The organism is Ruegeria sp. BHSA118 (genome assembly GCF_059613405.1).
In genome coordinates, this window is the sequence record NZ_JBXWSM010000002.1 from 116197 (window position 1) to 132703 (window position 16507).

18 protein-coding genes are annotated in these 16507 nt (G+C 58.9%); all 18 read right to left on the reverse strand.

Going from position 1 to position 16507, the window contains the following annotated elements; translation table 11 throughout:
• Positions 1-2 precede the first annotated feature (2 nt).
• The gene (locus AC2FNN_RS01380; RefSeq protein ID WP_496756069.1) at positions 3-1670 is read right to left on the reverse strand and encodes a ribonuclease J; all 1668 of its coding nucleotides are present in this window, start codon (positions 1668-1670) and stop codon (positions 3-5) included.
• Entirely contained in the window at positions 1667-2446 is a 780-nt protein-coding gene (locus AC2FNN_RS01385) for a type III pantothenate kinase (protein ID WP_496756071.1), read from the reverse strand. Before AC2FNN_RS01385 ends, AC2FNN_RS01380 begins: the two co-directional genes overlap by 4 nt.
• Before the next feature lie 11 nt (positions 2447-2457).
• A complete protein-coding gene (locus AC2FNN_RS01390) occupies positions 2458-3207 on the reverse strand; it encodes a biotin--[acetyl-CoA-carboxylase] ligase (protein WP_496756073.1) in 750 nt (249 codons plus the stop codon).
• Between the two features lie 54 nt (positions 3208-3261).
• Positions 3262-4704, reverse strand: a complete 1443-nt coding sequence (nuoN, locus tag AC2FNN_RS01395) for an NADH-quinone oxidoreductase subunit NuoN (RefSeq protein ID WP_496756075.1) — start codon at positions 4702-4704, stop codon at positions 3262-3264.
• 15 nt (positions 4705-4719) lie between these two features.
• Positions 4720-6264 carry an NADH-quinone oxidoreductase subunit M gene (locus AC2FNN_RS01400; RefSeq protein WP_496756077.1) on the reverse strand — a complete coding sequence of 515 codons (1545 nt, stop codon included), beginning with the start codon at positions 6262-6264 and terminating at the stop codon, positions 4720-4722.
• Positions 6264-8414, reverse strand: coding sequence for an NADH-quinone oxidoreductase subunit L (gene nuoL, locus AC2FNN_RS01405; RefSeq protein WP_496756079.1), 2151 nt, complete (start codon positions 8412-8414; stop codon positions 6264-6266). The genes AC2FNN_RS01400 and nuoL overlap by 1 nt, the downstream gene beginning before the upstream one ends.
• 6 nt (positions 8415-8420) lie before the next feature.
• Entirely contained in the window at positions 8421-8726 is a 306-nt protein-coding gene (gene nuoK / locus AC2FNN_RS01410) for an NADH-quinone oxidoreductase subunit NuoK (RefSeq protein WP_005984024.1), read from the reverse strand.
• A 4-nt stretch (positions 8727-8730) separates the two neighbouring features.
• Complete coding sequence (locus tag AC2FNN_RS01415) at positions 8731-9219, reverse strand: hypothetical protein (protein WP_496756081.1); 489 nt, start codon at positions 9217-9219, stop codon at positions 8731-8733.
• Positions 9216-9818, reverse strand: coding sequence for an NADH-quinone oxidoreductase subunit J (locus tag AC2FNN_RS01420; RefSeq protein WP_496756083.1), 603 nt, complete (start codon positions 9816-9818; stop codon positions 9216-9218). The genes AC2FNN_RS01415 and AC2FNN_RS01420 overlap by 4 nt, the downstream gene beginning before the upstream one ends.
• Positions 9815-10225 (reverse strand): carboxymuconolactone decarboxylase family protein, encoded by a 411-nt coding sequence (locus AC2FNN_RS01425; RefSeq protein WP_496756084.1) that lies wholly within the window; start codon positions 10223-10225, stop codon positions 9815-9817. The genes AC2FNN_RS01420 and AC2FNN_RS01425 overlap by 4 nt, the downstream gene beginning before the upstream one ends.
• Complete coding sequence (gene nuoI, locus AC2FNN_RS01430) at positions 10222-10716, reverse strand: NADH-quinone oxidoreductase subunit NuoI (RefSeq protein WP_170384239.1); 495 nt, start codon at positions 10714-10716, stop codon at positions 10222-10224. Before nuoI ends, AC2FNN_RS01425 begins: the two co-directional genes overlap by 4 nt.
• A 1-nt stretch (position 10717) precedes the next feature.
• Positions 10718-11755, reverse strand: coding sequence for an NADH-quinone oxidoreductase subunit NuoH (gene nuoH / locus AC2FNN_RS01435; RefSeq protein ID WP_117868407.1), 1038 nt, complete (start codon positions 11753-11755; stop codon positions 10718-10720).
• Entirely contained in the window at positions 11748-11966 is a 219-nt protein-coding gene (locus tag AC2FNN_RS01440) for a hypothetical protein (RefSeq protein WP_496756087.1), read from the reverse strand. Before AC2FNN_RS01440 ends, nuoH begins: the two co-directional genes overlap by 8 nt.
• Positions 11963-13984: an NADH-quinone oxidoreductase subunit NuoG gene (nuoG, locus tag AC2FNN_RS01445; RefSeq protein WP_496756088.1), complete on the reverse strand. Its 2022-nt coding sequence runs from the start codon at positions 13982-13984 to the stop codon at positions 11963-11965. The genes AC2FNN_RS01440 and nuoG overlap by 4 nt, the downstream gene beginning before the upstream one ends.
• Before the next feature lie 5 nt (positions 13985-13989).
• On the reverse strand, positions 13990-14508 hold the full coding sequence (locus AC2FNN_RS01450) for a DUF5333 domain-containing protein (RefSeq protein WP_496756090.1): 519 nt from the start codon (positions 14506-14508) through the stop codon (positions 13990-13992).
• Positions 14493-14843: a hypothetical protein gene (locus AC2FNN_RS01455; protein ID WP_496756091.1), complete on the reverse strand. Its 351-nt coding sequence runs from the start codon at positions 14841-14843 to the stop codon at positions 14493-14495. The genes AC2FNN_RS01450 and AC2FNN_RS01455 overlap by 16 nt, the downstream gene beginning before the upstream one ends.
• Before the next feature lie 37 nt (positions 14844-14880).
• Positions 14881-15297 (reverse strand): MAPEG family protein, encoded by a 417-nt coding sequence (locus AC2FNN_RS01460; protein WP_496756093.1) that lies wholly within the window; start codon positions 15295-15297, stop codon positions 14881-14883.
• A 5-nt stretch (positions 15298-15302) separates the two neighbouring features.
• Positions 15303-16507 (reverse strand): NADH-quinone oxidoreductase subunit NuoF (gene nuoF, locus AC2FNN_RS01465; protein ID WP_496756095.1); only part of this gene is annotated, 1205 nt, incomplete at its 5' end.

Genomic DNA, 16507 nt, shown 5'->3' on the forward strand with positions numbered 1-16507 from the left:
TTTCACCGCATCCGGCTGACCACCACCGTCACTTCGGGCTTTTTGCCAATTTCGGCTTTGGCTGTTTGCCGCACGATGCGGCGCATTTCATCTTCCAGCTTGTCGTCATCGCGCAGGGTCTTGGCAGCGGCCCGCATCAGGAACTGGTTCAGATCCTCTTCCAGCACTTCGACCAACGCGGCACGGGACGTCCCGGTTTCGGGCAGCCCCATGGTATCGCACCACGGCTCGCCCAGCGGTTCGTCTTCTTCGTCCAGAACCACCGTCACCGTAACATGGCCGTTCAAAGCCATGCGGATACGATCCCGCACCACTCCGTCAAGGGCACCGATCTTAACGGTGCCGTCCAGATATGTGCGACCGGTTTCAACATAATCGACGACCACGGGCGCATTGCCGCTGAGATCCAGCATGGTGCCGTTCACTGCCAGCACTCCGGTTCTGCCGCTCTGCTCTGCCAGTTTGACATGCTCCCGCAGGTGCCGGTGTTCGCCATGCATCGGGATCACGAATTGCGGATCGGTCAGTGCGTGCACTTTCTCAAGGTCCGGCCGGTTCGCATGCCCCGAGACATGATAAAGGCCCGAGCTGTCATCGACGACATCCACACCCTTTTCGCTGAGCTGGTTCATGATGAAGATCACGCCCCGCTCATTCCCGGGAATGGTTTTCGAGGAAAACAGGAACAGATCGCCCTCGGCCAGTTCCAGACCACGATACTTGCCACGGGCCAGTTGGGCGCTTGCGGCCCGTCGTTCCCCCTGGCTGCCGGTCACGATCAGCATCAGGTTCTGTCGCGGCAAGTCCAACGCCTCTTCCGCGCTGATCACCTTGGGGAAGTCCGACAGGATACCCGTTTCAGTCGCGGCTTCAATCATCCGGCGCATCGCGCGGCCCAGCAGGACGACGGAACGCCCGGCCCGCGAACCCGCCTCGGCCAGCGTTTTGACCCGCGCGACGTTGGACGCAAAGGTGGTGGCCACAACCATGCCTTCCGCGCCTTCGACCAGCTTGACGATCTCGGGGCCAACTTCGGATTCTGAACGCCCCGGATGGGTCGAAAACACATTCGTACTGTCACAGACCAGCGCCTTGATGCCGGGCTTGGCGACCTCGGCCCACAGGTCAGGGTCAAAGGCCTCTCCAACGACCGGTGCTGCATCCAGCTTGAAGTCGCCCGAATGCACGACACGCCCTGCGGGGGTGTCGATGACCAATGCGGCACTTTCGGGAATCGAGTGCGAAACCGGAAGGAAACCAACCGTGAACGGCCCGGCGGACACCTGTTCAGGCCAGGCGGAAACGGTCGTGACCGCCTCGGTCGGGTGCGCGTGTTCTTCCATTTTGCGACGCGCGATATTGGCCGTGAAGGCACGTGCATAGACCGGCGCACCCAAAGCGTCATAACAATGTGCCACGGCACCGACATGGTCTTCATGGGCATGTGTGATGAAAACACCGTCCAGTCGGTCTGCACGCTCTTTCAGCCATGAGATATCGGCATAGATAAGGTCAACGCCTGGCGTTGTGTCCATATCAGGAAAAGTGACACCCAGATCCACAAGGATCAGGCGTTCCTTTCCCGGCTCACCGTAGCCGTACACATAGGCGTTCATGCCAATTTCGCCCGCGCCACCCAGCGGCAGGTAGATCAATCTTTCACTGCTCATACGGAGCCATTATCCTTGTTGTAGCGATGGATCACGGTCAGGCCGTGCATCGTCAGATCATCCTCGATTGCGTCGAACCCCACGTCGGCCTGATCGAACAAGGGGGCCAGCCCTCCGGTTCCAACGACTTTCATCGGCATTCCATACTCGGCCTTGATCCGGGCGATCAGCCCCTCGATCAAACCGGAATATCCCCAATACACGCCCGATTGAATACAACCAACCGTATTTGTACCGATCACCTTCTCGGGACGCGTAATGTCGATATGCGGCAGTGCGGCTGCGCCCTGATGCAAAGCCTCAAGGCTGAGGTTCACACCCGGAGCAATGACGCCCCCCACATAGGCACCGTCCGCGGCGACAACGTCAAAATTTGTTGCGGTACCAAAGTCCACCACGACGACATTGCCGCCATGACGGTCAAATGCGCCCACGGCATTGGCCAGTCGATCCGGGCCGGGCACCGTGCCTTCATCCACACGCGGCGGGACAGGCAACAGGCAATCGGGCTTGCCCACAACCAATGGTCTGCAACCAAAAAATCGATCGGCGAAGATGCGCAGGTTGAATACGACACGCGGCACGGTCGAGGCAATGATGACATCCGAGATATTCGCCTCGATCCCGTAATGTTTCACCAGCGTCGAATACCAGGTGAAATACGCGTCTGCCGTGCGCGCATGGTGGGTCGAGGTGCGCAAGGTGCACAGGAATTCCTTACCGTCCCAGATCGAGAAGACGGTATTGGTATTGCCGCAATCGATGGCCAGAAGCATCCGCGCCCCTCTCAGAAATAGACATCCGCCGCAGGAATGCTCACGCGGCCTTTGGCGGTGTTTAAGACAAGGTTACCACTTGCGTCCACCGTTTCGAAGGTTCCAACCGTTTCTGACGTACCGGTCCGCGCAGTGATGACCTCGCCCAACCGGGCCGCGCGGGACAGCCAGGCGGTGCGGATCGGTTCGAACCCATAGGTGACGAACTGGGTTTCATACCCGGCATAGGCAGCAGCCAGTTCAGTCAGAAAATCCTCGGGCGAGACATGCGCCCCGGTTTCCGAAAGAAGTGACACGGGACGAACCGCGCCGGGCTCTACCGCGTCGGCATCCGGGGCATTGGCCAGATTCACTCCGATGCCGATGGACAGATGCGCCACGCCACGCCCCTGCCCCGTGCTTTCCAGCAGGATACCGGCAAGCTTGCCGCCGTTCAGCAGCACGTCATTGGGCCATTTCAGCGACAGTCCGGCAGCCCGCCCGGTAACGGCGACACACGCGTCGAAAAGCGCCAGCGCCGCCACGAAACTGCGCAATGCCGCCTGTTCCGGCGCGCCCTGAGGTCGCATCAGCAAGGTCGCCGCCAGGTTGCCCATCGGGTTGGCCCAGCTTCGTCCACGCCGCCCGCGCGCCGCCGTCTGGTGATGCGCCATGATCCAGACGGGACCACGCGCGTTCGGAGCTATCCGCGCCGCTTCATTCAGCGTGCTGTCGACTTCCTGCACCTCGTGCAGGCCATAGCCTTGGGGCCATTTTGTCATATCAAAAAGGCCCGGTCGCGCGACCGAGCCCCTCTTTCCGGTTGTGCAAAACGATCAGTTGACAAGCGTGGCCGCTGCGGCTGCTGCCGCGCCCTCGACACCGAACTGATAGAAGATACCGATCAGCATCAGGGCCGCAGACCCCATCAATGCCACCCATAATACAGGGGTCGACCGGGTTTCGATCGGCTCTTCGTTCTCGGCCCCGAAATACATGTAGAACACGATCCGCAGGTAATAGAAGGCACCGATGACCGAAGCGATGGCCGAGACGACGACCAGACCGGTCAGACCCGCACTGACACCCGCCTGCCAGACGCCGAATTTCGCAAAGAAACCAAGCATCGGAGGCACGCCCGCAAGGCTGAACATCAAGATCAGCACCGCCAGCGCCTTGCCCGGATCACGCTTGGAGTATTGCCGCAAAGCGTCAATGTCGGTAATGGGTTTGCCGTCACGTTCCATCATCAGAATGAAGGCGAAGGTGCCGATATTCATGGTCACGTAGATGGCCAGATACATGAGCATCGCCTTGATACCCAGCTCGGTACCGGCGGCCAGGCCAATCAGCGCATAACCCATATGGGCAATCGACGAAAACGCCATCAGACGCTTGATGTCGCGCTGTCCGATCGCGGCCACGGCCCCCAGCAACATCGACAGCACGGACAGCAGGACAATCACTTGCTGCCAGTCTTTGACAATGCCGCCGAACGCGTCATGCAACAGGCGCGCGAACAACGCCATCGCCGCAACCTTGGGCGCCGTGGCAAAGAAGGCCGTGATCGGCGTGGGAGACCCCTCGTAAACGTCCGGCGTCCACATATGGAACGGAACGGCCGAGACCTTGAAGGCCAGACCCGAGATCAGGAAGATCAGACCAAACAGCAGCCCCAACGAAACATCGCCGTGGTGAACTGTCTGGATGATACCCGAGAACAACGTTGTGCCGGTGAAGCCATAGACCAGCGACGCACCATAAAGCAGCAGACCCGAGCTCAGCGCACCCAGCACGAAATACTTCAGACCTGCCTCGGTCGATTTCGCGCTGTCACGACGCAGAGCAGCCACGACATAGAGCGACAGCGATTGCAGCTCGAGCCCCATGTAAAGCGACATCAGATCGCCTGCGCTGACCATCATCATCATCCCCACGGCGGCCAGTGCCACCAGCAACGGGTATTCAAAACGCAGCAGATCACGGCGCGCCATGTATTCCTGGCTCATGACCAGTACGGCACCCGCCGATAGCAGGATGGCAACCTTGGCAAAGCGGGCAAAGCCGTCATCGACGAACATGCCGTTGAAGGCCACGTTTGTACCCCCGCCCTGAGTTGCAATCCAGATTGCCAGAAGGGCCATAAGACCTGCGGTGGTCCAGACCAGCAGAGGCGCCAGCCCGTCCTTTGTCGTATAGACAGCCCCCAGCAGCGCCGCCATCGCATAAAGCGCCAGAACGATTTCCGGCAGGATGATTGTCAGATCAGCCTGGATCATGTCTCCAAAGCTCCCTTAATGCGAAGCGGCTGTCTGGGTCGCAGCCTCAGCTGCGGCCAGAGCCGTGTCATAGTTCGAAATCAGAGCCGCTGTGGATTGCCCGATCACATCGGTCACCAGCGACGGGTAGACACCCAGCAGGATGGTCATCACGATCAGCGGGGCGAAGATCAACCGCTCGCGCGAGCTCATGTCGGTCATCGCCTTGAGGCTTTCCTTGATCAGATCGCCAAACACGACCCGACGGTACAGCCACAGCGCATACCCGGCCGAGAAAATCACACCAGTAGCCGCCACCGCCGTTACCCAGGTGTTGACCTGGAACGCGCCCATCAGGGTCAGGAATTCACCGATGAAACCCGATGTGCCCGGCAGGCCGACATTGGCCATGGTAAACAGCATGAAGACCAGCGCGTATGCGGGCATCCGGATCACCAGACCGCCGTAAGCCTCGATATCGCGGGTATGCATCCGGTCATAGATCACGCCGACACAGAGGAAGAGCGCGGCCGAGATGAACCCGTGGCTGAGCATCTGGAAGATCGCGCCATCGATGCCCTGCTGATTTGCCGCGAAAATACCCATGGTCACAAAGCCCATATGCGCGACCGAGGAATAAGCGATCAGCTTCTTCATATCCTCCTGCACCAGCGCCACCAACGAGGTATAAACCACGGCAATCGCCGACATCCACAGCACCAGATCGGTCATCACTGCTGAACCCACAGGGAACATCGGCAGGCTGAACCGCAGGAAGCCATAGCCGCCCATCTTCAGCAGGATCGCCGCCAGTACGACCGATCCCGCCGTAGGCGCCTGAACGTGGGCATCCGGCAACCAGGTATGCACCGGCCACATCGGCATTTTCACCGCGAACGAGGCAAAGAACGCCAGGAACATCAGGGTCTGCATGCCGCCGACAACATAGATGCCCAGCACGCTAAAGCTCTCGGACGAGAACTGGTGCGTCATCAGCGCGGCAATGTCCGTGGTGCCTGCGTCAGCATACATTGCAACCATCGCCACCAGCATCAAGACCGAGCCGAGGAAGGTATACAGGAAGAACTTGAAGCTGGCGTAGATCCGATCCTTGCCGCCCCATATCCCGATGATCAGGAACATCGGAATAAGACCTGCTTCGAAGAACAGGTAGAACAGCACCAGATCCAGCGCCATGAAGACGCCCAGCATCAGCGTTTCCAGCAGCAGGAAGGCAACCATGTATTCCTTGACGCGATCCGTGACATTCCAGCTGGCCAGAATTGTCAGCGGCATGATGAAGGTGGTCAGCAGAACGAACAGAACGCTGATGCCATCAACACCCATCTTGTATTTGAGGCCCATCAGCCACTCACCCTCTTCCACCATCTGGAAGCCGGGGTTCGACGGGTCGAAGCCAGTGTAGATGCCGATGGAAACCAGGAAGGTCACCGTGGTGGCCAACAGAGCAATCCATTTGGCGTTCCGCTGGGCCGCCGCATCGTCACCCTGCAGGAACAGGGCCAGAATGCCAGCGGCGATGGCGGGGATAAACGTGACGATCGAAAGGATATAGTCCATTACTGGGCCCCTCCGCCGATCGACATCCAGGTCACAAGGGCCGCGATGCCCAGCACCATCCAGAAGGCATAGGTAAAGATGTACCCGGTCTGCGCCTTGCCGGCGAGGCGGGTGAAGAAGGGAACAACGCCCATTGCTACTCCGTTCAGGAAGCCATCGATTGTATTGCCGTCACCGCGTTTCCACAGGAACCGGCCAAGCGCCACAGTGGGTTTTACGAAGACCGCATCGTAGATTTCGTCGAAATACCACTTGTTCAGAAGGAACAGGTACAGCGGGCGCTGGTTCGCAGCCAGACGAGCTGGCAGCGACGTGTTCACGATGTAGAACCAGTAGGCCACCACAAAGCCCAGCAACATGGCGACAAAGGGTGAAACCTTGACCCATTTCGGAGCCGCATGCGCATCGTCCAGAACATGGTTGTCCGGTGCCATGTAAAGCGCACCCTCGCCGGGCTGGCCCGCAAAGACATAGTGATGATCGCCACCCTTGGCATCCTTCTCACCATGACCTTCATCGGCATGGCCGTCAGCTGCGTGGCTTTCATCCGCATGGCTGTCTTCACCGTGCGAAGCATCCGCCGCCGCATGTTCACCGGTCTCGGCATGTTCTGACGCTTCGGCAACCGGAATACCGTAGAACTTGCCGACCTTGTCCGCATGGCCAAAGAAATTCCCATACCAAATCATCCCGGCAAACACCGCACCCAACGACAGAACGCCCAGCGGCACCAGCATGGTCATCGGGCTTTCATGTGCATGGTCATACGTATGCTTGTCGCCACGCGGTTTGCCATAGAAGGTCAGGAAAATCAGACGCCAGCTATAGAACGATGTGAACATCGCCGCGATCACCAGCATCCAGAAGGCGAAGCCCGTGCCGCCGGCAAATGCGCTTTCGATGATGGCATCCTTGGACAGGAAGCCCGCAAAACCGATCTGTGTCAGAGGAATGCCGACACCGGTAATCGCCAGGGTGCCGATCATCATCGCCCAGAAGGTATAGGGGATCTTTTTCCGCAGCCCGCCATACTCGGTCATTTCCTGCTCGTGATGCATGGCGTGGATCACCGAGCCAGCACCAAGGAACAACAGCGCCTTGAAGAATGCGTGCGTCAACAAGTGGAACATGGCTGCCGAATACATGCCAACACCCGCCGCCACGAACATGTAGCCCAATTGCGAACAGGTCGAATAGGCGATCACCCGCTTGATGTCGGTCTGCACCAGACCCACGGTCGCGGCAAAAAACGCGGTCGAGGCCCCGAGGAAAGTGATGAACCCGGTCGCGCTCGGCGCAAACTCCATCAGCGGAGACATGCGGCAGACCAGGAAAACACCCGCTGTCACCATGGTAGCCGCGTGGATCAAGGCCGACACAGGCGTCGGGCCTTCCATCGCGTCGGGCAGCCACGTGTGCAGGATCAGCTGCGCGGATTTACCCATCGCACCAATGAAGAGCAGAACGCAGATCACTTCGACCGCGGTCCATTCGCCCCACAGGAAATGCAGCTTTTCTTCTGCAAGCGCGGGTGCCGATGCGAAAATATCCGAAAAGTTGATGCTGTCGGTCAAGAAGAACAGCGCGAAGATGCCCAGAGCAAAGCCAAAGTCGCCCACACGGTTGACGATGAACGCTTTCATCGCCGCCGCATTGGCCGAAGGCTTGCGATAGTAGAACCCGATCAGCAGGTATGACGCGACACCCACGCCTTCCCAGCCAAAGAACATCTGCACAAGGTTGTCCGCCGTCACCAGCATCAGCATGGCGAAGGTAAAGAAGGACAGATACGCAAAGAAACGCGGCTTATAGCTTTCGCCTTCGCGCCATTGCGGGTCGTGATCCATGTAGCCGAAGCTGTAGAGATGCACGAGTGCCGAGACGGTCGTCACCACGATCAGCATAATGGCGGTCAGTCGGTCCAGACGAATGGCCCACGAGGTCGAGAGCGACCCGCTTTCGATCCAGCGCATGATCTCGATCTGTTGTGTGTGACCGTCGAACGAGAAGAACACGAGCCATGACAGCAAACAGGCCAGAAACAGCAGGCCCGTGGCCGTCCACATGGCGGCTTTCTCGCCAATGAACTTCCAGCCGAAACCGCAGATCAGCGCGCCCACCAGCGGGGCAAAGAGGATGGTGGTTTCCATGTTCCCTTACCCCTTCATCATATTGACGTCTTCAACCGCGATGGTGCCGCGGTTGCGGAAGAAGCAGACCAGAATGGCCAGACCAATCGCCGCCTCGGCTGCCGCAACGGTCAGCACGAACAGCGTGAACACCTGCCCGACCAGATCGCCGAGGAAACTGGAAAACGCCACGAGGTTGATATTCACCGCCAGCAGCATCAGTTCGATGCTCATCAACAGGATGATGACGTTCTTGCGGTTCAGGAAGAGACCGAAGATGCCGATGACGAACAGCGTCGCCGCGACCGTAAGATAGTGTTCAAGTCCGATCATCGTCTCATAGTCCCTCGAATTTCTCTTTCCCGTTGCGAAGCTCCGGAAACGCCACTGCACAAGCGCAGTTTTCTTTCGATTCCACATATTCTTCGACTTGGAAGGCTTTCCGCTCAAAGGTTGCTTTTACCGTAAACCAGGAAAAGCTTGCGTCAGCGGAGGCCAGTTTTTGCACAATTTCATTTGCCTCATCTTTGCGATCCAACCGAGTGCCGTCGAATTCTCTTTCGAGTTTCGCGACGATCCGAATGGTCCGCCCAGTCTCACAAGCTGACAACAAGACAAATTCGGTGTTCGTACATCCCAATTTGTCGGTGCAAATGTCGCCAATTTCAGAGTAGGAGATAACGCCGTTTCCAATGACGTGGTGGTTCGTCTCAATCACATGGTGAGACATAATTGGCAGAGCTTCGCATCCTTCAATACCTTTTGCGAATGCCATCGCAGGCGCCAATGCAAAGCCCAGACCGGATATGATGGCTTTGAAGCTCACAATCCCTGCCCCGGTTTCACGTCCTTCAACTCCATCGCCTTGGCCGGGTCGCGCATCATCTGGCCGATGATGTCCTGACGCTTGATGTCATTGCGGTGGCGCAGCGTCAGAACGATAGCGCCGATCATGGCCACCAGCAGGATCAGGCCCGCCAGTTGGAACAGAAGGAAGTATTGATCATAAAGAATGACGCCGAGCGCCTCGGTGTTGTGGCGGTCTGCCGGGACCGGTTGCGCCAGATTGGCCGCCGCGCCCTGCGCGCTGTCCCATGCGCCAAAGGCCATGACGAACTGCATCAGGATGACCAGACCGATCAGCAGGGCCAGCGGCATATAGCGCGCCATCTCGGCCTTCAACTCGGCAAAGTCCACGTCCAGCATCATCACCACGAAGAGGAACAGCACCGCAACCGCTCCGACATAAACGATGACCAGCAGCATCGCCACGAACTCGGCCCCAAGCAGCACGAACAGCCCTGCCGAGGACAGAAACGCCAGGATCAGCCACAGGACCGAGTGCACCGGCTGGCGGCTGATCACCGTGAACAGCCCGCCGGTGATGGCGCTGATGGCAAACAGGTAGAAGGCAAAGACGGTCATTGATCCTCATCCTCGTTGTCGCCCATGACCTGTTGCGCCAGATCCAGCGCGCGGGTCATGGCCGGGATGCCGGCAAAGACCGACATCTGACCGATCGTTTCCACGATCTCTTGTTTCTTTGCGCCCGCTTCCAGCGCATGACGCACGGTCTGACGCACGGCCGAATCCGCCTGCGCGCCCTGACAGGTCAGCCCGGCCAGCGTCAGCAACAGGCGGGTCTTGGCATCCAGCCCGTCCTTGTTGACGGTGTTGCCGAACATCATCTCCATGACCTCTTTCGGCATGGTCGGCCACAGCGCCTCGAACCCCTTGGGCGAAAAGTTTTCCATCGCCGGGTTCATCGCCTTGGCCATGTCCTGAGCCTGCTTCATCATCAGCTCGAACGGATTTGTCGGGCTGTCAGTCATCGGTAAGGCGCGTCCATTTCCAGATTGCGCGCGATCTCGGCTTCCCAGCGCTCGCCGTTCGACAGGAGTTTTTCCTTGTCATAAAACAGCTCTTCGCGGGTTTCCGTGGCGAATTCAAAGTTCGGGCCTTCGACGATGGCATCGACCGGGCAGGCCTCTTGGCAGAAGCCGCAATAGATGCACTTGGTCATATCGATGTCATAGCGCGTGGTGCGGCGGCTGCCATCCTCGCGCGGTTCGGCGTCGATGGTGATGGCCTGTGCCGGGCAGACCGCCTCGCACAGTTTGCAGGCGATACAGCGTTCCTCGCCATTTGGATAACGGCGCAAGGCGTGTTCGCCGCGGAAACGTGGGGACAGAGGCCCCTTTTCGTGCGGATAGTTCACCGTAGCCTTGGGGGCGAAGAAATACTTCAGCCCCAGCTTCATGCCGACCCAGAAGTCCTGAAGGAGAAAATACTTGGCAGCGCGGGTATAGTCGATTTGGGTCATATCAGCCTCCTACGCTCCAACGCGCAAACGCGCCCCAGAACCAGTCGAATTTCGCCGCGAAGGCCACGAAAACCACCCAGACGAGGCTGAACGGCAGGAACACTTTCCAGCCCAGCCGCATCAACTGGTCATAGCGGTAGCGGGGCGTGATCGCCTTGACCATCGCGAAGATGAAGAAGAAGAACGCCATCTTGGCGACCATCCACAGCACGCCATCGGGCAGGCCCGGGATCGGCGACAGCCATCCGCCGAAGAACAGCAGTGACGTCAGCGCACACATCAGGAAGATGGCGATGTATTCGCCTGCCATGAACAGCAGGAACGGCGTGGCGGAGTATTCGACCTGATAACCGGCGACCAGTTCCGATTCCGCTTCGGGCAAGTCAAACGGTGGTCGGTTCGTCTCGGCCAGTGCCGAGATGAAGAACAGGAAGACCATCGGGAAATGCGGCAGCCAGTACCAGCTGAAGAACCCGAACGATCCATCCTGAGCCCGCACGATGTCACCAAAGTTCATCGACCCGGTCGAGATGATCACGCCGATGATGATCAGGCCGATCGAAACCTCGTAGGAAATCATCTGCGCGGCCGAGCGCAGCGAGCCGAGGAACGGGTACTTTGAGTTCGACGCCCAACCGCCCATGATCACGCCATAAACCTCGAGCGAGGACACGGCGAAGACATAGAGGATCGCAACGTTGATATCCGACAGAACCCAGCCATCGTTGAACGGGATCACCGCCCAGGCGATCATCGCCAGCACGAAAGAGGTGAGCGGCGCGAGGATGAAAACCGTACGGTCGGCTCCTGCGGGGATCACGACCTCTTTGACGACGTATTTCAACGCATCCGCCACCGATTGCAGCAGACCGTAGACGCCGACCACGTTGGGCCCGCGGCGCATCTGGACAGCGGCCCAGATCTTGCGGTCGCCATAAACAAGGAACAACAGCGAGATCATCACGAAGGCAACAACAGCAAGCACTTGCGCCAGAATGATGATGGCTATTCCGCCTGGGGTGTTAAAGAATTCAGCCATTGGTCCTCACACCGTGGGTATTCCGTTTTCCGCGCGCGATGCAAAGGCCAGAAGCCTGCGCAAACTGCGGCTGGGTCGGCGCGTTGGTGTAAACAGCATCTGCCGCCATTGCGCCACCCTTAATATTCGGTTTCACACGCAAATCAGGCGCGGCCAACTGCCACCCGGCACCGGATGCGCCGATCTGCGATATGAAAATGGTCTGGGTCATTCCGCCGCGATCTTCTCGGATTTGCGGGCCTGCGCCTGTGCCGACAGCTCAGCCATCAGCTGTGACGCCCGTGCAATCGGGTTAGTCAGGTAGAAGTCCTTTACCGCATAGCGGAAAGTTGCGTTGCCCAGAGCACCGGCGTCGAGAGCTTTCACATCGTTCTCGATCACTTCGTCGATGCGGGCCAGATGCGGAACCGCCTCGATCAAGGCCGTGCGCAACTGTGCCAGAGAGTCGTAGGCCAGTGTTGCGCCCAGTTCGGCCGACAAGGCGCGCAGGATGGCCCAGTTCTCCTTCGCTTCGCCCGGCGCAAAACCGGCTCGCATCGCCAGCTGAGGGCGACCTTCGGTGTTTACGAACACACCGTTTTCCTCTGTATAGGCCGCGCCTGGCAGGATCACATCGGCGCGGTGTGCGCCCCGGTCACCATGGCTGCCCTGATAGATCACAAAGGCGCCTTCGCCGATCTCGACCTCATCCGCACCAAGGTTGTAGATCACATCGGCGGCGCTGATCGCGTCCATTCCGCCTTCGTTCGTGGCACCCACATCCATCGCACCTACGCGCGATGCCGCAGTGTGCAAAACGATCAGGCCACTTTTTGTATTGGCCGCGATGGCTTGCGCAGCAGCCAGCACGGCGGCGCCGTCCGCTTCCTGCAAAGCGCACTGCCCGATGATGACCAACGACCGTTTGCCTTTGATCTCGTCATCTCCGCCCATGTCGACAACCTTTTGCAGCGCTGTTCGATCATCGCCAACATGGTGATACTCATATGTCAGATCGACCGCAGGACCGACCAGAGCGACTTCGGCCCCATGCGCCCACGCTTTGCGGATGCGCGCGTTCAGGACAGGCGCTTCGTCACGTGGGTTTGTACCGATCAGCAGGATGCGTTCCGCGGTGTCGATATCTTCAATCGCGGCGGTGCCAGCGTAAGCGCCACGATTGCCCGCCGGAAGCTTTGCGCCATCGGTACGGCATTCGACAACACCACCCTGCCCTTCGATCATCTGTTTCAGCGCAAACGCCGCCTCGACCGGAGCCAGATCACCTACGATACCGGCGGGCTTCTCGGCGCCTTTCAGCGCTTCTCCGGCCTTGGTCAGCGCCTCGTACCATGAGGCCGGGCGCAGCTTGCCGTTTTCACGGACATAGGGCTTGTCCAAACGCTGACGGCGCAGGCCATCCCAGACAAAGCGAGTCTTGTCGCTGATCCATTCCTCGTTCACGCCGTCATGATTGCGCGGCAGGAAACGCATGACTTCACGGCCCTTGGTATCGACGCGTATGTTCGATCCCAACGCATCCATCACATCAATGCTTTCGGTTTTCGTCAATTCCCACGGACGCGCGGTAAAGGCATAGGGCTTGGAGGTCAGCGCCCCAACCGGGCACAGATCGATGATGTTGCCCTGCAAGTTCGAATCCAGCGTCTGGTTCAGATACGAGGTAATCTCGGCATCCTCACCGCGCCCTGTCTGACCCATCTGAGTTATCCCGGCAACTTCGGTGGTGAAGCGCACGCAACGCGTGCAGCTGATGCAGCGGGTCATTGCGGTGCCAACCAACGGGCCAAGATCCAGGTCATCGACCGCCCGCTTTGCTTCCTTGAAGCGGGATCCGGACATGCCATAGGCCATCGCCTGATCCTGAAGGTCGCATTCGCCACCCTGATCGCAGATCGGGCAATCCAGCGGATGGTTGATCAGCAGGAACTCCATCACGCCTTCGCGGGCCTTTTTGACCATGGGCGAGTTCGTCTTGACCACCGGGGGTTGACCTTCTGGCCCCGGACGCAGATCGCGCACCTGCATCGCGCAAGAGGCCGCTGGCTTGGGCGGGCCGCCAACAACCTCGACAAGACACATCCGACAGTTTCCGGCAATCGACAGACGCTCGTGATAGCAGAAACGCGGCACCTCAACCCCGGCCTGCTCACAGGCCTGTATCAGGGTCATCGCACCTTCGACTTCGATTTCCTGCCCGTCGATATTGATCTTGCGGAGGTCAGACATGGCTCTCAGTTCGCTCTCAAATAAACGCCAATGGCGCTGTTTCTTTGGATTTCCTTCTGCCCCAGAGAGCAGAATGTTTTAGGGTTGTCGTAGGACACGCCGTTTTTCGCCAGATACGCCTCGCCCTTGGCACGCATCCGGTCTTTTTCAGCATCCGATTCGACGTAAGAGCGGATTTCGGTATCCGAATACCCCAGTTTGTTCGCCTTGGAGCGCAGCCCCCACATCACACTGATCGCTTTCAATCGACGCCCGCTGATCGACGGGCAATATTCCGAAATTTCATTTGCGATGGCGATGTAATAGAGTTCGTCGTCGATCTCTTTGACATCCCTCAAGGGCGGCTTCGCATTTGCAACGGCAGGCAATGTGACCAAGGCAGCCAGCGCGATTGTTTTGGCAAAAGACATGGAATTTCCCTTCGTTTTGGAAGTACCAAAACGAACTGGTCCGGTCTTGCTAGGCAATAACGGCCGGCAATCCATGTCGTGATATGCAAAACCGCGCATCATGGCCGTTGGCATTTTCCCGCAAAGGTCAATTGATCGTCACTGATGCGCAGGTTTTGCGGTTCGGTGTCCGGCCCCACTTTCCAATCGATCCGCGAAGACCCGAAATTCTGCACGCAAAACTTGGTTCCTTCATGACGACCGGCCTCACGCGCGCCGTCCAACGATGCGGACGCACCCTTTACCACAACGGTAAAGTCCGTTGGCGAGGCTTTCTTGTCGACCGCCTTCGCCTTTGCCTTGAACGCCTTTCCATCGAACAGAATACGATCTTCCGACGGCTTGAAGATGCCGCAGGCGGACACGCTTGCCAGTGCCAGCAGGACTACAAGGGTTCTTGGGGCCTTCATACTATCCCTCTTCGTGTTCTCATCTGCCACGGCGCCATCAGAACGCCGCCACCAATGCCATAAGCCCAATCACAAACATGCAGGCCCAGCCCAATACATACAGCACGGACCGCAGGCCACTGTTCGGCTTGCCTATGCCTTTGATGTGCACCACCAGCATCACCAACCGCGCGACCAAAGCGACAGACGCCAGCAGATTGACCCAGAACGGGCTGGCGCCCAGCAATACCGCCGCGGTCACAACGGCCACAAACGCCGGAAGCGTTTCCGTTCCGTTCAGATAGGCCCGGTTCAGACGATAGGCCTGGTCAGAATAGTCCTGCTCCGGAATCGCCCCCGGCGCGAGGCCCTTGCCCTGCTTGGCCAGCGCTGAAAACGGGGCCAGGAACAGAACCACCAGTGTGAAAAGCACAACCGATGAAATCGCGTGGCTGTATTCCGCAAACATGTCCATCCCGTTCACTCCGCCGCCATCGCACCCATACGGCCCGATTTCTGAGCCTTGATGCGGTCTTCGATTTCTTCACGGAAATTGCGGATCAGGCCCTGGATCGGCCAAGCAGCCGCATCGCCGAGCGCGCAGATCGTGTGACCTTCCACCTGTTTGGTCACATCGAACAGCATGTCGATCTCTTCCAACTCGGCCTCGCCACGCACCAGGCGGTCCATGACCCGCATCATCCAGCCGGTGCCTTCGCGACAGGGCGTGCACTGGCCGCAACTTTCGTGTTTGTAGAATTTCGACAGGCGCCAGATCGCCTTGATGATATCTGTGGATTTGTCCATCACGATCACGGCCGCCGTTCCAAGCCCCGAACCCAGATCGTTGCGCAGATAGTCGAAATCCATGATCGCGTCGCGCATATTCTCACCGCGCACGCACGGAACCGAGGATCCACCGGGGATCACGGCCAGCAGATTGTCCCAGCCGCCGCGAATACCGCCGCAATGGGTCTCGATCAGTTCCTCGAAGGAAATCGACATCGCCTCTTCGACCACGCAGGGGTTGTTGACGTGACCCGAGATTGCAAACAGCTTGGTGCCCGCGTTGTTCTGGCGGCCGAAACCAGCGAACCAATCCGCGCCACGACGCAGGATCGTGGGCACGACGGCGATGGATTCGACGTTGTTCACGGTCGTCGGGCAGCCATACAAACCCGCACCCGCGGGGAACGGCGGCTTCATCCGCGGCATGCCCTTTTTACCTTCGAGACTTTCAATCAGCGCGGTTTCCTCGCCACAGATATAGGCGCCTGCCCCGTGGTGCAGAAACAGATCGAAATCCCAGCCCGAGCCGGCGGCGTTCTTGCCCAGCAGACCCGCGTCATAGGCCTCGTCGATCGCGGCCTGCAACGCCTCGCGTTCGCGGATGTACTCACCGCGCAGATAGATGTAGCAGGTGTGTGCGTTCATGGCGAAAGACGCGATCAGGCAGCCCTCGATCAGCGTATGCGGATCATGGCGCATGATCTCTCGGTCTTTGCAGGTGCCGGGTTCGGATTCGTCCGCGTTGACCACCAGATAGGACGGACGCCCGTCGCTTTCCTTGGGCATGAACGACCATTTGAGACCGGTCGGGAAACCCGCGCCGCCGCGTCCGCGCAGCCCGGAATCCTTCATCGTCTGGATGATCCAGTCGCGACCTTTTTCAATCAGGCCAGCAG

Coding starts and splice junctions, on each gene's coding strand:
- AC2FNN_RS01380 (WP_496756069.1), bottom strand. CDS start 1,670: ATGAGCAGTGAAAGATTGATCTACCTGCCGCTGGGTGGCGCGGGCGAA.
- AC2FNN_RS01385 (WP_496756071.1), bottom strand. CDS start 2,446: ATGCTTCTGGCCATCGATTGCGGCAATACCAATACCGTCTTCTCGATC.
- AC2FNN_RS01390 (WP_496756073.1), bottom strand. CDS start 3,207: ATGACAAAATGGCCCCAAGGCTATGGCCTGCACGAGGTGCAGGAAGTC.
- nuoN (WP_496756075.1), bottom strand. CDS start 4,704: ATGATCCAGGCTGATCTGACAATCATCCTGCCGGAAATCGTTCTGGCG.
- AC2FNN_RS01400 (WP_496756077.1), bottom strand. CDS start 6,264: ATGGACTATATCCTTTCGATCGTCACGTTTATCCCCGCCATCGCCGCT.
- nuoL (WP_496756079.1), bottom strand. CDS start 8,414: ATGGAAACCACCATCCTCTTTGCCCCGCTGGTGGGCGCGCTGATCTGC.
- nuoK (WP_005984024.1), bottom strand. CDS start 8,726: ATGATCGGACTTGAACACTATCTTACGGTCGCGGCGACGCTGTTCGTC.
- AC2FNN_RS01420 (WP_496756083.1), bottom strand. CDS start 9,818: ATGACCGTCTTTGCCTTCTACCTGTTTGCCATCAGCGCCATCACCGGC.
- AC2FNN_RS01425 (WP_496756084.1), bottom strand. CDS start 10,225: ATGACTGACAGCCCGACAAATCCGTTCGAGCTGATGATGAAGCAGGCT.
- nuoI (WP_170384239.1), bottom strand. CDS start 10,716: ATGACCCAAATCGACTATACCCGCGCTGCCAAGTATTTTCTCCTTCAG.
- nuoH (WP_117868407.1), bottom strand. CDS start 11,755: ATGGCTGAATTCTTTAACACCCCAGGCGGAATAGCCATCATCATTCTG.
- AC2FNN_RS01440 (WP_496756087.1), bottom strand. CDS start 11,966: ATGACCCAGACCATTTTCATATCGCAGATCGGCGCATCCGGTGCCGGG.
- nuoG (WP_496756088.1), bottom strand. CDS start 13,984: ATGTCTGACCTCCGCAAGATCAATATCGACGGGCAGGAAATCGAAGTC.
- AC2FNN_RS01450 (WP_496756090.1), bottom strand. CDS start 14,508: ATGCCAACGGCCATGATGCGCGGTTTTGCATATCACGACATGGATTGC.
- AC2FNN_RS01455 (WP_496756091.1), bottom strand. CDS start 14,843: ATGAAGGCCCCAAGAACCCTTGTAGTCCTGCTGGCACTGGCAAGCGTG.
- AC2FNN_RS01460 (WP_496756093.1), bottom strand. CDS start 15,297: ATGGACATGTTTGCGGAATACAGCCACGCGATTTCATCGGTTGTGCTT.